This window comes from Mycolicibacterium rhodesiae, assembly GCF_002086695.1.
Lineage (GTDB): Bacteria > Actinomycetota > Actinomycetes > Mycobacteriales > Mycobacteriaceae > Mycobacterium > Mycobacterium rhodesiae.
In genome coordinates this window covers 435,622-449,829 of sequence record NZ_MVIH01000004.1, presented here as the reverse complement: position 1 = coordinate 449,829, position 14,208 = coordinate 435,622, and the positions used below count along the sequence as shown (strand labels likewise).

The window sequence follows — 14,208 nt, the reverse complement described above, 5'->3', positions numbered from 1 at the left end:
CCTAGGACTCGCCGTCGTCGCCGATCAGCAGTCGCACCGCAAGATCGAGACGTTTGCTGACGTCGGTCGCCGAGGCCCGGCGCGTCAGCCAGGCCAACAGGTTCGACAGCCACACATCGGAGATGACGCGGGCGATGTGGTACTGGTCTTCGGTCGGTTCGCCGTCGCTCATGGCGCGTGCGAACATGCTGTCGATGATCTTCTCGACGTGATCAACTTCACCCGCGGCCGAGGCGTCGGCGAACACGTATGCCCGGGTCATCGCCTCCGTCAGCAAGGGGTTGCGCTGCATGGCCCGGTTCAGCTTGCTCACCATGAAGTTGAGCCGCTGGAACGGTGATCCGCCGGCCACCGCGGCCCGGTCGGTCTTGGCGTCGATGCGCTCGAACTCGCGGGCCAACGCCGAGACCAGCAGGTGCACCTTCGACGGGAAGTATCGGTATAGCGTGCCGACGGCGACGTCGGCACGGTCGGCCACCGCACGCATCTGCACGGCCTCGTATCCGCCCTTGGAGGCGATCGCCATGGTCGCGTCGAGGATGCGCTTGCGGCGTTCGCGCTGGGCCTCGGATCCGAGCTCTGATTCGGCGAGGACTGACACCGGTATCACCTCACGTGGCTGCGAACCCGCACCGCCGGCCGTCGTTTTCTGCGCTGGCGATGACATGGGTCGGCTAGCTCCTTCCAAGGCTGTTACGGGAGAAACGATACGCATCGCTACACTGCGTCGCGCACCTCTGTGTCCCCCAGGACAGCCGCGTGTCCTGCTGCGATGCCGGTCGACTTGACTGTTGATCGCTGGCACTATTAGAACACGTTCTAGTGGGCCGAGAAGTTTTTCAGGGCCCGTTCTTTGTGACCCTTAGGAGCCGCGGGTGTCTGCGACCATCACCGACGAACAGTTTGCCGCCCGCGAGTTGGTCCGCAGCTGGGCGGCCTCCTCCGGTGCTCTTGCCGCTGTTCGCGACGTCGACCACGGCACGCCCGACGCATGGCGCCCGGTGTACCGGGGGCTGGCCGAGCTGGGCTTGTTCGGTGTCGCGGTGGCCGAGGAGGCGGGCGGCGCCGGCGGTTCCATCCAGGATCTGTGCGCCATGGTCGAGGAGGCGGCGCGGGCGCTGATCCCCGGACCGGTGGCGACGACGGCCGTCGCCACGCTGGTGATCACCGATGCCGACCTGCTTGAAGCGCTGGCTTCCGGCGAGACCTCGGCGGGCCTGGCCTTGGCCGCCGACCTGCGCAAAGACGGTGATCAGGTGTCGGGTACCGCAGGCTACGTGCTCGGCGCCGACACCGCGGGCGTGCTGCTCCTGCCGGTAGGCGACGAGGTCGTCGTTGTCGACGCCGGCGCCGACGGGGTCTCGGTCGAACTGTTGGCGGCCACCGACTTCTCCCGCCCTCTGGGCCGGGTGACGCTGAACTCGGTGCCCGCCACCACGCTGGCGGTCTCGCGGCGCCGGTTCGAGGACCTCGCCGCCACCGTGCTGGCCGCCGAGACCGCGGGTATCGCCCGCTGGACGCTGGACACCGCGGTGGACTACGCCAAGGTGCGCGAGCAGTTCGGCAAGCCGATCGGCAGCTTCCAGGCGATCAAGCACATGTGTGCCGAGATGCTGTTGCGTTCCCAGCAGGCGTCCGTGGCCGCCGCCGACGCCGCCGTCGCAGCTGCCGGTGAGGATGCCCAGCAGCTGTCCATCGCCGCCGCCATCGCCGCCGCCATCGGTATCGAGGCGGCCACGGCGAACGCCAAGGACTGCATCCAGGTGCTCGGCGGCATCGGCATCACCTGGGAGCACGACGCGCACCTGTACCTGCGTCGCGCCTACAGCATCGGCCAGATCCTCGGTGGCCGGCCGGCGTGGCTGCGCCGGGTCGCCGCGCTGACGTTGGACGGGGTGCGCCGCGAGTTGCACATCGACCTGGATTCCGTCGCGCATCTGCAGCCCGAAATCGCCGCTGCAGTCGCCGAAGTCGCCAAACTTCCGGCCGACCAGCGTCAGCCCGCGCTGGCCGACAGCGGCCTGCTCGCGCCGCACTGGCCCAAGCCCTATGGCCGGGAGGCGTCGCCGGCCGAGCAGCTGCTCATCGACTCCGAAATGGCCAAGGCTGACGTGCAGCGGCCCGATCTGGTGATCGGCTGGTGGGCGGTGCCGACGATCCTGGAGGGCGGTACGCCTGCGCAGATCGACCGGTTCGTGCCGGCCACTCTGCGCGGCGAGATCATCTGGTGCCAGCTCTTCAGTGAGCCCGGTGCCGGGTCGGACCTGGCTGCCCTGCGCACCAAAGCTGTTCGCGCCGAGGGTGGTTGGAAGCTCACTGGCCAGAAGGTGTGGACGTCTGCCGCACAGAAGGCGCACTGGGGCGTGTGCCTGGCCCGCACCGACGCGGACGCGCCGAAACACAAAGGCATCACGTACTTCCTGATCGACATGCGCTCGCCCGGCATCGTGGTGCGGCCGCTGCGCGAGATCACCGGCGACGAGCTCTTCAACGAGGTCTTCTTCGACGACGTCTTCGTGCCCGACGACATGGTGGTCGGCACCGTCAACGACGGATGGCGGTTGGCGCGAACCACTTTGGCCAACGAGCGGGTCGCGATGGCGCAGGGCACCGCACTGGGCAATCCGGTGGAGGAGATGCTGCGCTCGGTCGCCGGGCGTGAACTCGACACGGCGCTGCAGGATCAGACGGCCAAGCTGATCCTGTCCGCGCAGGCGGGCTCGCTGCTCGATCAGCGCATCGCGCAGTTGGCTGTCGGCGGGCAAGACACCAGCGCAGAAGCCAGTGCGCGCAAGCTGATTGGCGTTCGGCACCGCCAGGCCCTGGCCGAGTTCCGGCAGGAGTTGTCCGAGTCGGGCGGCCTCACCGTCGACGGATTCGTCCACGACTTCCTCAACACCCGCTGCCTGACGATCGCCGGCGGCACCGAGCAGATCCTGCTCACCATGGCCGGCGAACGGCTGCTCGGCCTGCCGCGCTAGGGGCCGTCTCGCACACTCGCACGTGACGAGCGCGCCGCGCTATTCGTCGTAAGTGACTTCAACAGAATCGGACGTCGGCCGCGCCTGGCAGGCCAGGATCAGCCCCTCGTCGATGTCGCTGGGTTCCAGGACGTCGTTGATGTCCATCTCCACGCCACCGCTGCGCTTGACCACCGCGCACGCACCGCAATGCCCCTCACGGCAGGAGAACGGCACGTCGAGGCCTTTGTCGAGGAGGACGTCGAGCAGTTTGGCGCTGCGCGGCCACGACACGGTGTGGGTCTGCCCGTCGAGTTCGACGACGGCTTCCGCGGGCGGTTCGTCGCCGTCGTCGCTGATCGTCACCGCCGCGAACGGATCGGTGTCCAGTGAGCGGAACACCTCGATGTGCACCTGCTTGGCCGGCACCTGCAACGAGTCCAGGGCTTGTTCGGCGGCCTGCATGAACGGTCCCGGCCCGCAGATGAACGCCTGCCGGTCGGTGTAGGGCGCCATCAGGTTGCTCAGCGCGGCGGTGCTGGGCAGTCCCTGCACCGACTCCAGCCAGTGCACGACGGTCAGCCGGTCGGGGTACTTGGCGGCCAGGTCCCGCAGCGTGCCGGCGAAGATCACCGACTTCTCGTCGCGGTTGGCGTATATCAACGTGACTCGGCCACCTGCTTCCGACAATGCTGACTTGCAGATGGCCAGCATCGGGGTGATCCCGCTGCCTGCCGCGATCAGCAGGAAATCGGTGTCCAGGGTCTTGGGCACGAAGGTTCCCGACGGCGCGAGAACGTGGATCCTCATGCCCCGGTGCGCGTGGTCGCACAGCCAGTTCGACGCGTAGCCGTCAGCGGTGCGCTTGACGGTCACGGTCAGGGCGTCGTCGGTGAACGGCGAGCTGCACAGCGAGTAGCAGCGCGCCACCGAACCCGTCCGGTCGCTGGGGATGCGCAGGGTCAGGAACTGGCCGGGCGCGTAGCGCAGCCGATCAGCCGGGATGTCGGCACCGGCCGGCACGCCGAACACCAGCGATCGCGAGTCGTCGGTTTCGTCGACCACGTCGGTCACTTCCAACTCGAGCACGTGGCTGCCCAGCGGCTCGTCGGGTGGAACCTGCGTCACGGTGTAAAGCCTTCCCTCCGCCTAACTAGAACAGGTTACAGAAATCGCTTTCCATATCGCTACCAGCCGCAGGCTCGCCCTGCTCGACACAAATCGTAACGTGTTCTAGTCTTGGGTCCAGAACCACTCTCTGGGAGGCATGCAGTGACGTCCATTCAACAGCGTGACGCGAACGCAGTTCTCACCGGCATCGATGAACTGTTGCCCAAGCTCCGCGAGCGCGCGCAGGAGACCGAAGACCTGCGTCGCATTCCCGAGGCCACGATCGCCGAGCTGGACGAGGTCGGCTTCTTCAAGCTGCTGCAGCCCGAGCAGTGGGGCGGCCTGCAGAGTGACCCGACGATGTTCTACGAGGCGGTGCGACGGCTGGCCAGCGCCTGTGGGTCGACCGGCTGGGTGGCCGGCATCCTCGGCGTGCACAACTGGCATCTGGCGCACTTCGATCGGCAGGCCCAGGAAGACGTCTGGAGTGCCGACCCCACGGTCCGGATCTCCTCGTCGTACGCCCCGATGGGCGCGGGTGTGGTGACCGAGGCCGGCGACGGCTACATCGTCAACGGTGCCTGGCACTGGTCGTCGGGTTGCGATCACGCCACCTGGACGTTCGTCGGTGGCCCGGTGATCAAGGACGGCAGGCCGGTCGACTTCGGCAGCTTCCTGGTCCCGATCAGCGACTACCGCATCGAGGACGACTGGCATGTGGTGGGGCTCAAGGGAACCGGCAGCAACACCCTGGTGATGAAGGACGTGTTCGTTCCCCGCCACCGGTTCACCTCGTTCAAGGCGATGGGCGACCTGGCTTCGCCGGGACTGCAGACCAACACGGCGCCGGTATACAAGATGCCTTGGGGCACAATGCATCCCACGACCATTTCCACGCCGATCGTGGGAATGGCGTACGGGGCCTACGACGCGCACGTCGAGCACCAGGGTAAGCGAGTGCGCGCCGCTTACGCCGGCGAGAAGGCCAAGGACGACCCGTTCGCCAAGGTCCGCATCGCCGAGGCGTCCAGCGACATCGACGCGGCCTGGACGCAGCTGTCGGGCAATCTGGCCGCCGAGTACAAGTTGCTGCTCGACGGTCAGGACATCCCGCTGGAGCTGCGGGCCAAGGCCCGCCGCGACCAGGTGCGTGCCACCCAGCGTGCGATCGCATCCGTCGACCGGCTCTTCGAGAGCGCGGGGGCAACCGCACTGGGCACCGACACCGCACTGCAGCGCTTCTGGCGTGACGCGCACGCCGGTCGGGTGCACGCGGCCAACGACGCCGAGCGCGCCTACGTGATGTTCGGTAACCAGGCATTCGGGCTGCCGCTCGGCGACACGATGGTGTAATCGGTTCAACAACCTGACGATCGACTATCTCGGAGGTGGGTATGACGCTGAAAGCCCTCGGCTACATGCGGATTGAGGCCACCGACGTGGCGGCCTGGCGGGACTTCGGAACCAAGGTGCTCGGCATGGTGGAAGGCGCCGGGGCCATCCCCGGCGCGCTCTACCTCCGTATGGACGAGTTCGCCGCCCGGTTGGTGATCGTGCCCGGCGAGCGGGACCGGCTGCTGGTATCCGGCTGGGAGGTCGCCGATGCGCCCGCGCTGCAGACACTGCGCGAGACGCTGGCCAAGGCAGGCGTCGAGTTCGTCGAAGGCACCCGCGAGGAGAAGTCCGAGCGACGGGTCGAGGGGCTGATCCGGTTCTCCGATCCCGCGGGCAACACCCTCGAGGCGTTCCACGGTGCGCAGTACCTCGGTCGCCGGTTCGTCAGCCCGTACGGCCACAAGTTCGTCACCGCCGAACAGGGTCTCGGCCATGTCGTGCTGACGTGCGACGACGACGCCGCCGCGCAGGCGTTCTATCAGGATGTGCTCGGCTTCAAGCTGCGGGATTCGATGAGCCTGCCCCCCGAGATCGCCGGCCGCCCGGCCGACGGGGACCCGGTCTGGCTGCGGTTCTACGGCTGCAACCCGCGCCACCACGCGCTGGCTTTTATGCCGATGCCCAACCCGACCGGCATTGTGCACCTGATGGTCGAGGTGGAGAACTCCGACGACGTCGGCTTGTGCCTGGATCGCGCGCTGCGCCGCAAGGTGAAGATGTCGGCGACGCTGGGCAGGCACACCAACGACAAGATGCTGTCCTTCTACATGAAGACGCCCGGCGGCTTCGACGTCGAATTCGGTTGTGAGGGGCTGGAAGTCGACGATCACGACTGGATCGCCCGGGAGAGCACCGCGGTCAGTCTGTGGGGCCACGACTTCTCCGTCGGGTTCAAGTAGTCGATGGCTTCCCCGGAGATCGACCCGCGCACATTCCGTCATGTGCTCGGGCAGTTCTGCACCGGCATCACGATCATCACGACCGTGCATGAGGACACTCCGGTCGGGTTCGCCTGCCAGTCGTTCGCGGCGCTGTCGCTCGAGCCGCCGCTGGTGCTGTTCTGCCCGACCAAGCTGTCCCGGTCCTGGGCGGCCATCGAGGCCAGCGGGAAGTTCTGCGTGAACGTCCTGCACGAGAACCAGAAGGACGTCTCGGCCCGGTTCGGCTCGAGGGAGCCGGACAAGTTCGCCGGGATCGACTGGAGCCCAAGCAAGCTGGGCTCACCCGTGATCGACGGCACGCTGGCCCACATCGACTGCACCGTGCATTCGGTGCATGACGGCGGCGACCACTTCGTGGTGTTTGGTGCCGTGCATTCGCTTTCCGAAGTGCCGAAGAAGAAGCCGCGCCCGCTGCTGTTCTACCGCGGCGAGTACACCGGCATCGAGCCGGACAAGAACAGCCCGGCGCAGTGGCGCGACGATCTCGACGCGTTCCTCACCACCACGACGACCGACACCTGGCTCTAGCGCTGTTCGTCGATGAAGTCGACGATCGCCGCGGCCACCTCTCGGTGAACCGTTTCGTTCAGGATGTCGTGATGTGCACCCGGGAACTCACGCAGCCGTACCGGTTCGACCTGCTCGGCGTAGGCGCGCAGCGCGCTCACCGGGGCGATCGGGTCGAGTTCGCCGTGAATGGCCAGCGTCGGGACGGCCAGCTTCGGCAGCTCAGCGCCGAAACGGTCCCAGGCGCGGTCGAGTTCGCGTGCCAGGGTGCCGCCGTCGGCGTCGACGAACGCCAGCGGGTCATTCTCCAGTGAGTCCAGGTAGAACGGGTCGCCGGACAACCAACCCGGGTCGAGCTCGACCGCGTCACCGCCGAGCAGCTCGGGGACCGGAACCAGGGGAGACCCCGAAATCACCGCCGCCGCATAACGTTTCGGATCTTTGAGGAGATGGAACAGGGTGACCACCGAGCCGAACGAATGCCCTTGGGCGATCAGTGGAATTCCGGGTGTTCGCTGCCGGGCCAGTTCGGTCAGCGAGTCGGCCAGTGCCGAGCTGTCCTCGATGGACCCGAAGTCGCCGCGCTCGCCCGGCGAGAGCCCGTGGCCGAATTGGTCGACGGCCCACAAATCGATGCCGGCCGCGTTGAGGGCGAAACCGAGGCGGTGGTAGACGCCGGTGTGCTCGCCGAACCCGTGCAGGAAGATGACCGCCGCGCGCGGTTGGTCGGCGGCCCAATGCCGGTAGTAGGCACGGCCTCGGTCATGGTCGATGAAGGGCATGGCATGAGCCCACCAGCTCCGGTGTTGTCACGCAACACTTTCGCTCAGTGTGCTCCGGTTGCACCAAGGATGACGCTCACGGTTTCCTCGGGGCGGTCCCAGTGTGGGAAGTGTCCGCAGGCGTCGAACCAATGCACGTTCGCCTCCGGAAACAGGCTTAGGGCACGTTGCGCCTGCCCGGGCGGGGTGACGCGATCCTTCTCACCCCAGCCGATCACCACCCGTCCGCGGAGGCTTCCCCGCGGTGCGCCTTGCTGTTTGGGCCCGTGCACCAGCGCGTCGAGCGCGCCGTCCATGCTGGGTGAGGTCTTGAAGTTGCGCAGTTCCTGCAGTACCAGCTCAGAATCGAGCCGCCACGGCTTCGCCGAGAATTGCAGCAGCAGGGCGGTGCGGCCGAGCGGTGTGCGGGTGAGCGCAGGCAGCAGCGGCTGGATCCGGCGCACCATTGCGATCGACGGACCGACGGTCGCGCCGAGATATTTGGCGCCGGCGTCGCTCCAGAAGCCGCCGGGGTTCAACGCCACGACGTTTCCGCGGTGCCCGCGCCGCGCCATCTCCAGCACCATCCTGGCGCCCATCGAGGATCCGACGACGTCGACGTCGGCGAGCCCCTGCTGTCCGAGAAACGCTTGGAGTGCGTCGGTCAACGATGCGACGTTCACCGAACCGGACAACGGCCGGCTCTGGCCGAACCCGGGCAGGTCGACCGCGATGACCTCGCGGTGTTCGGCCAGCGCAGGCACGACCAGATCCCAATTGTGGAGATTGGACAGCCCGTGCACGAGCACAAGGGGACGACCATCGCCACGGCGGATGAAATGCATGGATGCTCCCGTCTTCGACCCGCGGAGTACCCGGTGACGGTCAACCAAACAGTTATCCCGGCCCGGGCAGACCCAAGAGGGCGTCGCGCATCTCGTGCATCCGGGCGTTGATGGCCTCGACCAACACGGAGACCTCCGGTCGGCGCAGGGTTTCGGTGCGGGTCACCAGCCAGTAGCCCAACGGCAGGGACAACTGGTCGGGCAGCAACCGCACGAGGTCGCTGTGGCGGTCGGCCATGAAACATGGCAGGAGACCGAGGCCGGCCGCCGCCCGGGTGGCCTCGACGTGGACGAACACATTCGTCGACGTCACCGATTCACGCATGGGCGGAACCGAACTCGGTGCCAGATCCAGATCGTCGACCTGCAACATGGAATCGATGAAGTAGACCAGCGGATGGCCTGCCAGGTCGGCGACGGTGGCGGGGCTGCCGTGGCGGTCCAGGTAGCTGCGCGAACCGTAAAGACCCAGGCGGTACTCGCCGAGATGCTGGGCGGTGGCCCGTCGCAGCCGTGGTTCACCAACGACGACCTCGATGTCCAGACCGGACCGCTGCTGGGACGCTCGGCGGGTCGCGGTGACGATCTCGACAGTGACGCCGGGGTGATGGCGCTGCATCTGGGCGGCGGCAGGCGCGGCGATGTGGGCGCTGAACCCGTCCGTGGCCGACAACCGCACCACCCCTTCCAGCGGCCTCGCCCCATCGGCGCTCGGCGCGAGCGAACGCACCGCCGACTCGATGCTCTCGGCGGCGGCCAGCGCGGTACGGCCCAGGTCGGTCAGCTCCCAGCCGCCGGCAGCCCGAGCCAGCACCCGGCCGCCGAGGGTCCGTTCCAGCATCGCGATTCGTCGCGAGACCGTGGTGTGGTTGAGACCGAGCTCGTCGGCGGCGGACACGAAGCGGCCGGACCTGCCGACGGCCAATAACACGAGCAGATCGTCGGCGCTCGGCCTCGGCGCGGAGTAAGCGGGCATATCTGCATATTTGCAGATGCACGCTGCGGATTTCGGCATTGCGCCCCATCTGGCGTGCGCGAATACTCATCAACGTGTGGCTGCCGTCACATGGGGGCATGAAGTTACCGAGGAGGGACAGATGAGCGTGACCAATGTGACGAGCGGCCTTCGCAAGGTGGTCGCCGCCTCGATGGCGGGCACCGTCGTCGAGTGGTACGAGTTCTTCCTCTACGGCACAGCGGCCACCCTGGTCTTCAACAAGATCTTCTTCGCCAAGGGGACCAGCGACCTCGACGCGATCCTTGCCGCGTTCATCACCTATGCCGTCGGCTTCGCCGCACGACCGCTCGGTGGAATCGTGTTCGGCCATTTCGGTGACAAGTACGGCCGGAAGAAACTCCTGCAGTTCAGCCTGGTGCTCGTCGGTGCGTCGACATTCTTGATGGGCTGCCTGCCGACCTTCGGACAGATCGGTTATTGGGCGCCCGCGCTTCTGGTCGTGTTGCGTTTCCTTCAGGGCTTCGCCGTGGGCGGGGAGTGGGGCGGCGCGGTGCTGCTGGTCGCCGAACACAGTCCCAGCCGGGAGCGCGGATTCTGGGCCAGCTGGCCGCAAGCCGGTGTCCCGGTGGGCAATATCCTCGCCACGGTGGTGCTGCTGACATTGACCACCACGCTGTCCGAAGCCGCGTTCCTGTCCTGGGGTTGGCGGGTCGGGTTCTGGTTGTCGGCGGTGGTGGTGCTCATCGGCTACTACATCCGGACCAAAGTCACCGACGCGCCGATCTTCGTCGAGGCGCAAAAGGAGGCAGAACAGATCAAGGCGAGCTCGTACGGTGTCGTCGAGGTCGTCAAGCGTTATCCGCGTGGGGTTTTCACCGCGATGGGGCTTCGGGTCGCCGAGAACATCATGTACTACCTGGTGGTCACCTTCTCGATCACCTATCTCAAGGTGCAGGTGCACGCCGACACGAGCGACATCTTGTGGTGGCTGCTGGCCGCACACGCGGTGCATTTCGTGGTGATCCCGTACGCAGGACGAATGTCGGACCACTTCGGGCGCAAACCGGTCTATCTGATCGGTGCGCTCGGTGCCGGCGCGTGGGGCTTCTTCGCCTTCCCGATGATGAACAGCGGACACTATCTGCTGATCATGAGTTCGATCATTCTCGGTCTGGTCATCCATGCGCTGATGTATGCACCGCAGCCGGCGTTGATGGCCGAGATGTTCCCCACTCGGATGCGGTATTCCGGTGTGTCCCTTGGCTATCAGGTCACCGCGATCTTCGCGGGATCGTTGGCACCGATCATCGCGGTGAAGCTGCTGGAGGTCTACAAGTCCGCGGTACCGATCGCGATCTACCTGGCCGGCGCGGCTGTGATCACCCTCATCGCGCTGGCGTTCGCCCGAGAGACCAAGGGCATCGATCTGGCCGACATCGACAACGCCGACGCGCAACGCGATGACAGGCCGACGTCCGCCGCAGCGCCGGCATGACGGCCTTGGAGGGGCGCACCGCTCTGGTCACCGGCGGGGCCAGCGGGATCGGCGCGGCGTGCGCTCGTGAACTGGCTGCCCGTGGCGCGAGAGTCACCGTCGCCGACATCGACGGAGCCGGGGCCACCGCACTGGCCGGCGAGATCGGCGGAAGGTCTTGGGAGGTAGATCTTCTCGACGTCAAGTCGCTGGAGGAGCTGCATCTGCCGTTTGACATCCTGGTGAACAACGCCGGCATGCAGGCCATCGATGCGATCGTCGACTATCCGCCGGACAAGTTCCGAACGCTGCTCGCGCTGATGGTGGAGGCGCCATTCCTGCTCGTCCGCGCGACGTTGCCGACGATGTACGAGCGAGGATTCGGCCGGATCATCAACATCTCCTCGATCCACGGGTTGCGTGCCTCGGAGTTCAAGGTCGCCTACGTGACGGCCAAACACGCGCTGGAGGGACTGTCCAAGGTGACCGCACTGGAAGGCGGCCCGCACGGCGTGACCAGCAATTGCGTCAACCCGGGCTATGTGCGAACTCCGTTGGTGACCAAGCAAATTGCCGATCAGGCGCGCACCCACGGCATCGACGAGAAGGAAGTGCTCGAGACGATCCTGCTCAGCGAGAGCGCGATCAAGCGGCTGGTCGAACCCGAGGAGGTCGCCGACCTGGTGGGCTGGCTGGCCTCACCGGCCGCGGCGATGGTGACCGGCGCGTCGTACACGATGGACGGCGGCTGGAGCGCTCGGTGACAAGAGGTCAGGCAGCGTCGAAAGTCACCAGGTCGACGCTGAGCTGACTCTCGATGATGCTGACCCGCTTTCGGATCGGGGGCCCGGGCAACGGTGGGGCGATGGACCGATAGGTGGCGCCGGTTGGGGTGGTGAAATTGGCCTGATGCATGCCGGCGCGCTCGGTGGTACGTACCCGCCAGCCGCGGGCTTCTTTGGCGTAGTTGCACGCCTCGCACTCCCCGAGGCCGTTGAGCGCGCTCGTACTGCCGGATTCCCGGTGCGGTCGCGCGTGATCCCGATGCCGAATAGGGGCGTCGCAGTAAGGCGTTCGGCAGGTTTGGTCCCGCAATCCGATGAACGCGGCCAACCCTCTCGGAAAGATTCGTGAACGCGATTCCATCGCAACCAGCTGTCCGCTGTCGGGATGCCGATAGAGCCTGCGCAACGTGGTTCTGGCGTTTTCATCGAGAGCGGCGTCGCCAACCATCTTGCATGCGAATCCGGCGGGCACCGGACCGTAGCCGTCCAACCATGCCGACTCATCGTCGTCACCAGCCAAGGTGGTATCGGCCATCACCAGGTTGAGCGACACCGGTACGGGCTGTTCTGCGGGTCTGCCGGTGACGCGCTCCACCACGGTATCGGCCATGACCTGACCGCGGGAGCGTCCGTCGAAGGTGGTGTCTGCCTGTCGTCTGACCGTGGCGTACACGGCGACCCCCTGCGCGACGGGCAACAACACCGTTACGTAGGCCATAGTGTTTGGCGCAGGACGGATCCACACGCATCGATCGGCTGCCGCCTTGGCGCTGAGTTCGACAACGGCTTGCGCATCCAGTCGCACGGCGATCTTCTTTGCCTCCGCTGCAAGCCGCTTGTCACCCCAGCCTTCGAGTGCCGAAGTGTCGCTGCACAGTTCGGTATCCAACTGCCGACGATGCTCAACTGAAAGACACGCTGACTCTCGTACGATCAACGTCGCGCGCCACTCGTTGAGTGCACCACATTCCAGTGCGGCAAGGGTGTACGGCATTTCGCGTACAAGCGCGGTCGCCAACCCGAGGTGTTGGCCACCCCGCTTCGGGGCGACGCGGCGAGCAAGAGCCACCTCGTTGGCCAGTCCACGGCCGCGTTTCGGCTTCGGAACACCCGCTTCCGCTTCCGCCACATGCCGCTTGGTCGCCCACGCTTCGGTTGCCCGGGCCTGCGCGGCTGCTGCAGCGGCCTTCAGCCGTTCGAGCTGTTCAACGATCCCACGCAGCGTCGCCTCGTCGACGTCTGCATCGAACTCGAACAAATTTTCGAACATGTTGTCGACGGTACTCCGCCCCACCGACAAGTCAACGAAGCCATTGTCCCAACCGGCGCAGCGCCTCCTCGATGTCGCTCGACGGCCCCGCGAACGACAGCCGGACGAACGACCCGCCCCGCACGGTGTCGAAGTCGACCCCCGGGGCAATCGCCAATCCGGTATCGGCCAACAGTTTTTCGCAGAACCCCAACGAGTCCGAGGTGTAGTCCGAGACGTCGGCGTAGACGTAGAACGCCCCATCGGTGGGGGCCAGCCGGGTCAGGCCGATGTCGCGCAGGCCGGTCAGCAGCCGCTCCCGGTTGGCCGCGTAGTGGTGCAGATGGCCTTCCGCTTCGGCGATGGCCTCCGGCGTGAACGCCGCCACCGCGGCGTACTGGGGGAGGACGGGCGGGCAGATCGTGAAGTTCCCGGTGAGGCAATCCACCGCGCGACGCAACTCCTCGGGCACGAGCAGCCAGCCCAGCCGCCAGCCGGTCATCGCGAAGTACTTTGAAAAGCTGTTCGCCACAACCGCATTGCGGGATGTCTGCCACGCGCACGACGTTTCCGGTGCACCGGGGTAGAGCAGCCCGTGGTACACCTCATCGCTGATCAGCCGGGCCCCGGTCTGGTCACACCAGACGGCGATCGCCGCGAGCTCCTCGGGCGGGATCACCGTGCCGGTCGGGTTGGCCGGGCTGGCGACGATCACGCCCTGCACCGGCGGGTCGAGTTCGGCCAGCATCTGCACCGTCGGCTGGAATCGGGTTTCGGGTCCGCACGGCATCTCGACCACCTCGCAGCCAAGTGCGGACAAGATGTTGCGGTAGCAGGGATAGCCGGGGCTGGCGATGGCCACCCGGTCGCCGGCGTCGAAGCACGCCAGGAATGCCAGCAGGAAGCCGCCCGACGATCCGGTGGTCACCACCACGTCGTCGGCGCTGACGTCCAGGCCGTAGCGGTCGGCGTAGGAACCGGCGATCGCCTGCCGCAGTTCCGGTATACCGAGCGCGACGGTGTAGCCCAGCTGGTTGGCCTCCAGTGCCGCCGCGGCGGCCGCCCGCACCGGCTCGGGTGCGCCGACGCTCGGCTGGCCTGCCGACAGGTTCACCAGATCGCCGTGGGTGCGCTGGCGCTCCGCGGCGGCCAGCCACACGTCCATCACATAGAACGGTGGGATTCCGGCTCGCAGGGCGACGCGGTTGTTCACCTGACTCAGG

At 66.7% G+C, this 14,208-nt stretch carries 13 protein-coding genes; 6 read left to right on the top strand and 7 right to left on the bottom strand.

Annotated elements, in window-relative coordinates:
• Position 1 precedes the first annotated feature (1 nt).
• Entirely contained in the window at positions 2-667 is a 666-nt protein-coding gene (gene kstR, locus BST42_RS12015; protein WP_083118786.1) for a cholesterol catabolism transcriptional regulator KstR, read from the bottom strand.
• Positions 668-875: 208 nt separating this feature from the next.
• Between kstR and BST42_RS12010 the strand changes: the two genes are divergently transcribed.
• A complete protein-coding gene (locus tag BST42_RS12010; RefSeq protein WP_083118785.1) occupies positions 876-2,981 on the top strand; it encodes an acyl-CoA dehydrogenase family protein in 2,106 nt (701 codons plus the stop codon).
• Positions 2,982-3,020: 39 nt separating this feature from the next.
• On the opposite strand, the gene BST42_RS12005 is transcribed toward BST42_RS12010, so the two are convergent.
• Entirely contained in the window at positions 3,021-4,088 is a 1,068-nt protein-coding gene (locus BST42_RS12005; protein WP_083118784.1) for a ferredoxin--NADP reductase, read from the bottom strand.
• A gap of 144 nt (positions 4,089-4,232) precedes the next feature.
• Between BST42_RS12005 and hsaA the strand changes: the two genes are divergently transcribed.
• The 3 genes from hsaA to hsaB are packed head-to-tail and all read left to right on the top strand — an operon-like array spanning position 4,233 to position 6,934.
• Positions 4,233-5,423, top strand: a complete 1,191-nt coding sequence (gene hsaA, locus BST42_RS12000) for a 3-hydroxy-9,10-secoandrosta-1,3,5(10)-triene-9,17-dione monooxygenase oxygenase subunit (RefSeq protein WP_083118783.1) — start codon at positions 4,233-4,235, stop codon at positions 5,421-5,423.
• 41 nt (positions 5,424-5,464) lie between these two features.
• The gene (hsaC, locus tag BST42_RS11995) at positions 5,465-6,364 is read left to right on the top strand and encodes an iron-dependent extradiol dioxygenase HsaC (protein ID WP_083118782.1); all 900 of its coding nucleotides are present in this window, start codon (positions 5,465-5,467) and stop codon (positions 6,362-6,364) included.
• A 3-nt stretch (positions 6,365-6,367) separates the two neighbouring features.
• Complete coding sequence (gene hsaB / locus BST42_RS11990; RefSeq protein ID WP_083118781.1) at positions 6,368-6,934, top strand: 3-hydroxy-9,10-secoandrosta-1,3,5(10)-triene-9,17-dione monooxygenase reductase subunit; 567 nt, start codon at positions 6,368-6,370, stop codon at positions 6,932-6,934.
• Here hsaB and BST42_RS11985 read toward each other — a convergent pair.
• Genes BST42_RS11985 through BST42_RS11975 form a run of 3 tightly spaced genes read right to left on the bottom strand, consistent with a single transcriptional unit; the run spans position 6,931 to position 9,495 of the window.
• Positions 6,931-7,695, bottom strand: a complete 765-nt coding sequence (locus BST42_RS11985; protein ID WP_083118780.1) for an alpha/beta fold hydrolase — start codon at positions 7,693-7,695, stop codon at positions 6,931-6,933. The genes hsaB and BST42_RS11985 overlap by 4 nt on opposite strands.
• Before the next feature lie 44 nt (positions 7,696-7,739).
• Positions 7,740-8,519, bottom strand: a complete 780-nt coding sequence (locus tag BST42_RS11980; RefSeq protein WP_083118779.1) for an alpha/beta fold hydrolase — start codon at positions 8,517-8,519, stop codon at positions 7,740-7,742.
• Positions 8,520-8,571: 52 nt separating this feature from the next.
• Positions 8,572-9,495 (bottom strand): LysR family transcriptional regulator, encoded by a 924-nt coding sequence (locus BST42_RS11975; protein ID WP_110918575.1) that lies wholly within the window; start codon positions 9,493-9,495, stop codon positions 8,572-8,574.
• Positions 9,496-9,616: 121 nt separating this feature from the next.
• Here BST42_RS11975 and BST42_RS11970 point away from each other — a divergent pair, with 121 nt between their 5' ends.
• Both BST42_RS11970 and BST42_RS11965 read left to right on the top strand, forming a co-directional pair.
• Positions 9,617-10,972, top strand: coding sequence for an MFS transporter (locus BST42_RS11970; RefSeq protein ID WP_083118777.1), 1,356 nt, complete (start codon positions 9,617-9,619; stop codon positions 10,970-10,972).
• Complete coding sequence (locus BST42_RS11965; protein ID WP_083118776.1) at positions 10,969-11,715, top strand: 3-hydroxybutyrate dehydrogenase; 747 nt, start codon at positions 10,969-10,971, stop codon at positions 11,713-11,715. Before BST42_RS11970 ends, BST42_RS11965 begins: the two co-directional genes overlap by 4 nt.
• A 7-nt stretch (positions 11,716-11,722) precedes the next feature.
• Here BST42_RS11965 and BST42_RS11960 read toward each other — a convergent pair whose 3' ends face one another.
• Together BST42_RS11960 and BST42_RS11955 are read right to left on the bottom strand one after the other, a co-directional pair.
• Entirely contained in the window at positions 11,723-13,006 is a 1,284-nt protein-coding gene (locus BST42_RS11960) for a 13E12 repeat family protein (protein WP_083118898.1), read from the bottom strand.
• Between the two features lie 31 nt (positions 13,007-13,037).
• Entirely contained in the window at positions 13,038-14,198 is a 1,161-nt protein-coding gene (locus BST42_RS11955) for a pyridoxal phosphate-dependent aminotransferase (protein WP_083118775.1), read from the bottom strand.
• Positions 14,199-14,208 lie beyond the last annotated feature (10 nt).

Excerpts from the sequence above, each read along its gene's own strand:
- kstR (WP_083118786.1), bottom strand. The coding sequence starts at position 667 with ATGTCATCGCCAGCGCAGAAAACGACGGCCGGCGGTGCGGGTTCGCAG.
- hsaC (WP_083118782.1), top strand. The coding sequence starts at position 5,465 with ATGACGCTGAAAGCCCTCGGCTACATGCGGATTGAGGCCACCGACGTG.
- hsaB (WP_083118781.1), top strand. The coding sequence starts at position 6,368 with ATGGCTTCCCCGGAGATCGACCCGCGCACATTCCGTCATGTGCTCGGG.
- BST42_RS11985 (WP_083118780.1), bottom strand. The coding sequence starts at position 7,695 with ATGCCCTTCATCGACCATGACCGAGGCCGTGCCTACTACCGGCATTGG.
- BST42_RS11980 (WP_083118779.1), bottom strand. The coding sequence starts at position 8,519 with ATGCATTTCATCCGCCGTGGCGATGGTCGTCCCCTTGTGCTCGTGCAC.
- BST42_RS11975 (WP_110918575.1), bottom strand. The coding sequence starts at position 9,495 with ATGCCCGCTTACTCCGCGCCGAGGCCGAGCGCCGACGATCTGCTCGTG.
- BST42_RS11970 (WP_083118777.1), top strand. The coding sequence starts at position 9,617 with ATGAGCGTGACCAATGTGACGAGCGGCCTTCGCAAGGTGGTCGCCGCC.
- BST42_RS11965 (WP_083118776.1), top strand. The coding sequence starts at position 10,969 with ATGACGGCCTTGGAGGGGCGCACCGCTCTGGTCACCGGCGGGGCCAGC.
- BST42_RS11960 (WP_083118898.1), bottom strand. The coding sequence starts at position 13,006 with ATGTTCGAAAATTTGTTCGAGTTCGATGCAGACGTCGACGAGGCGACG.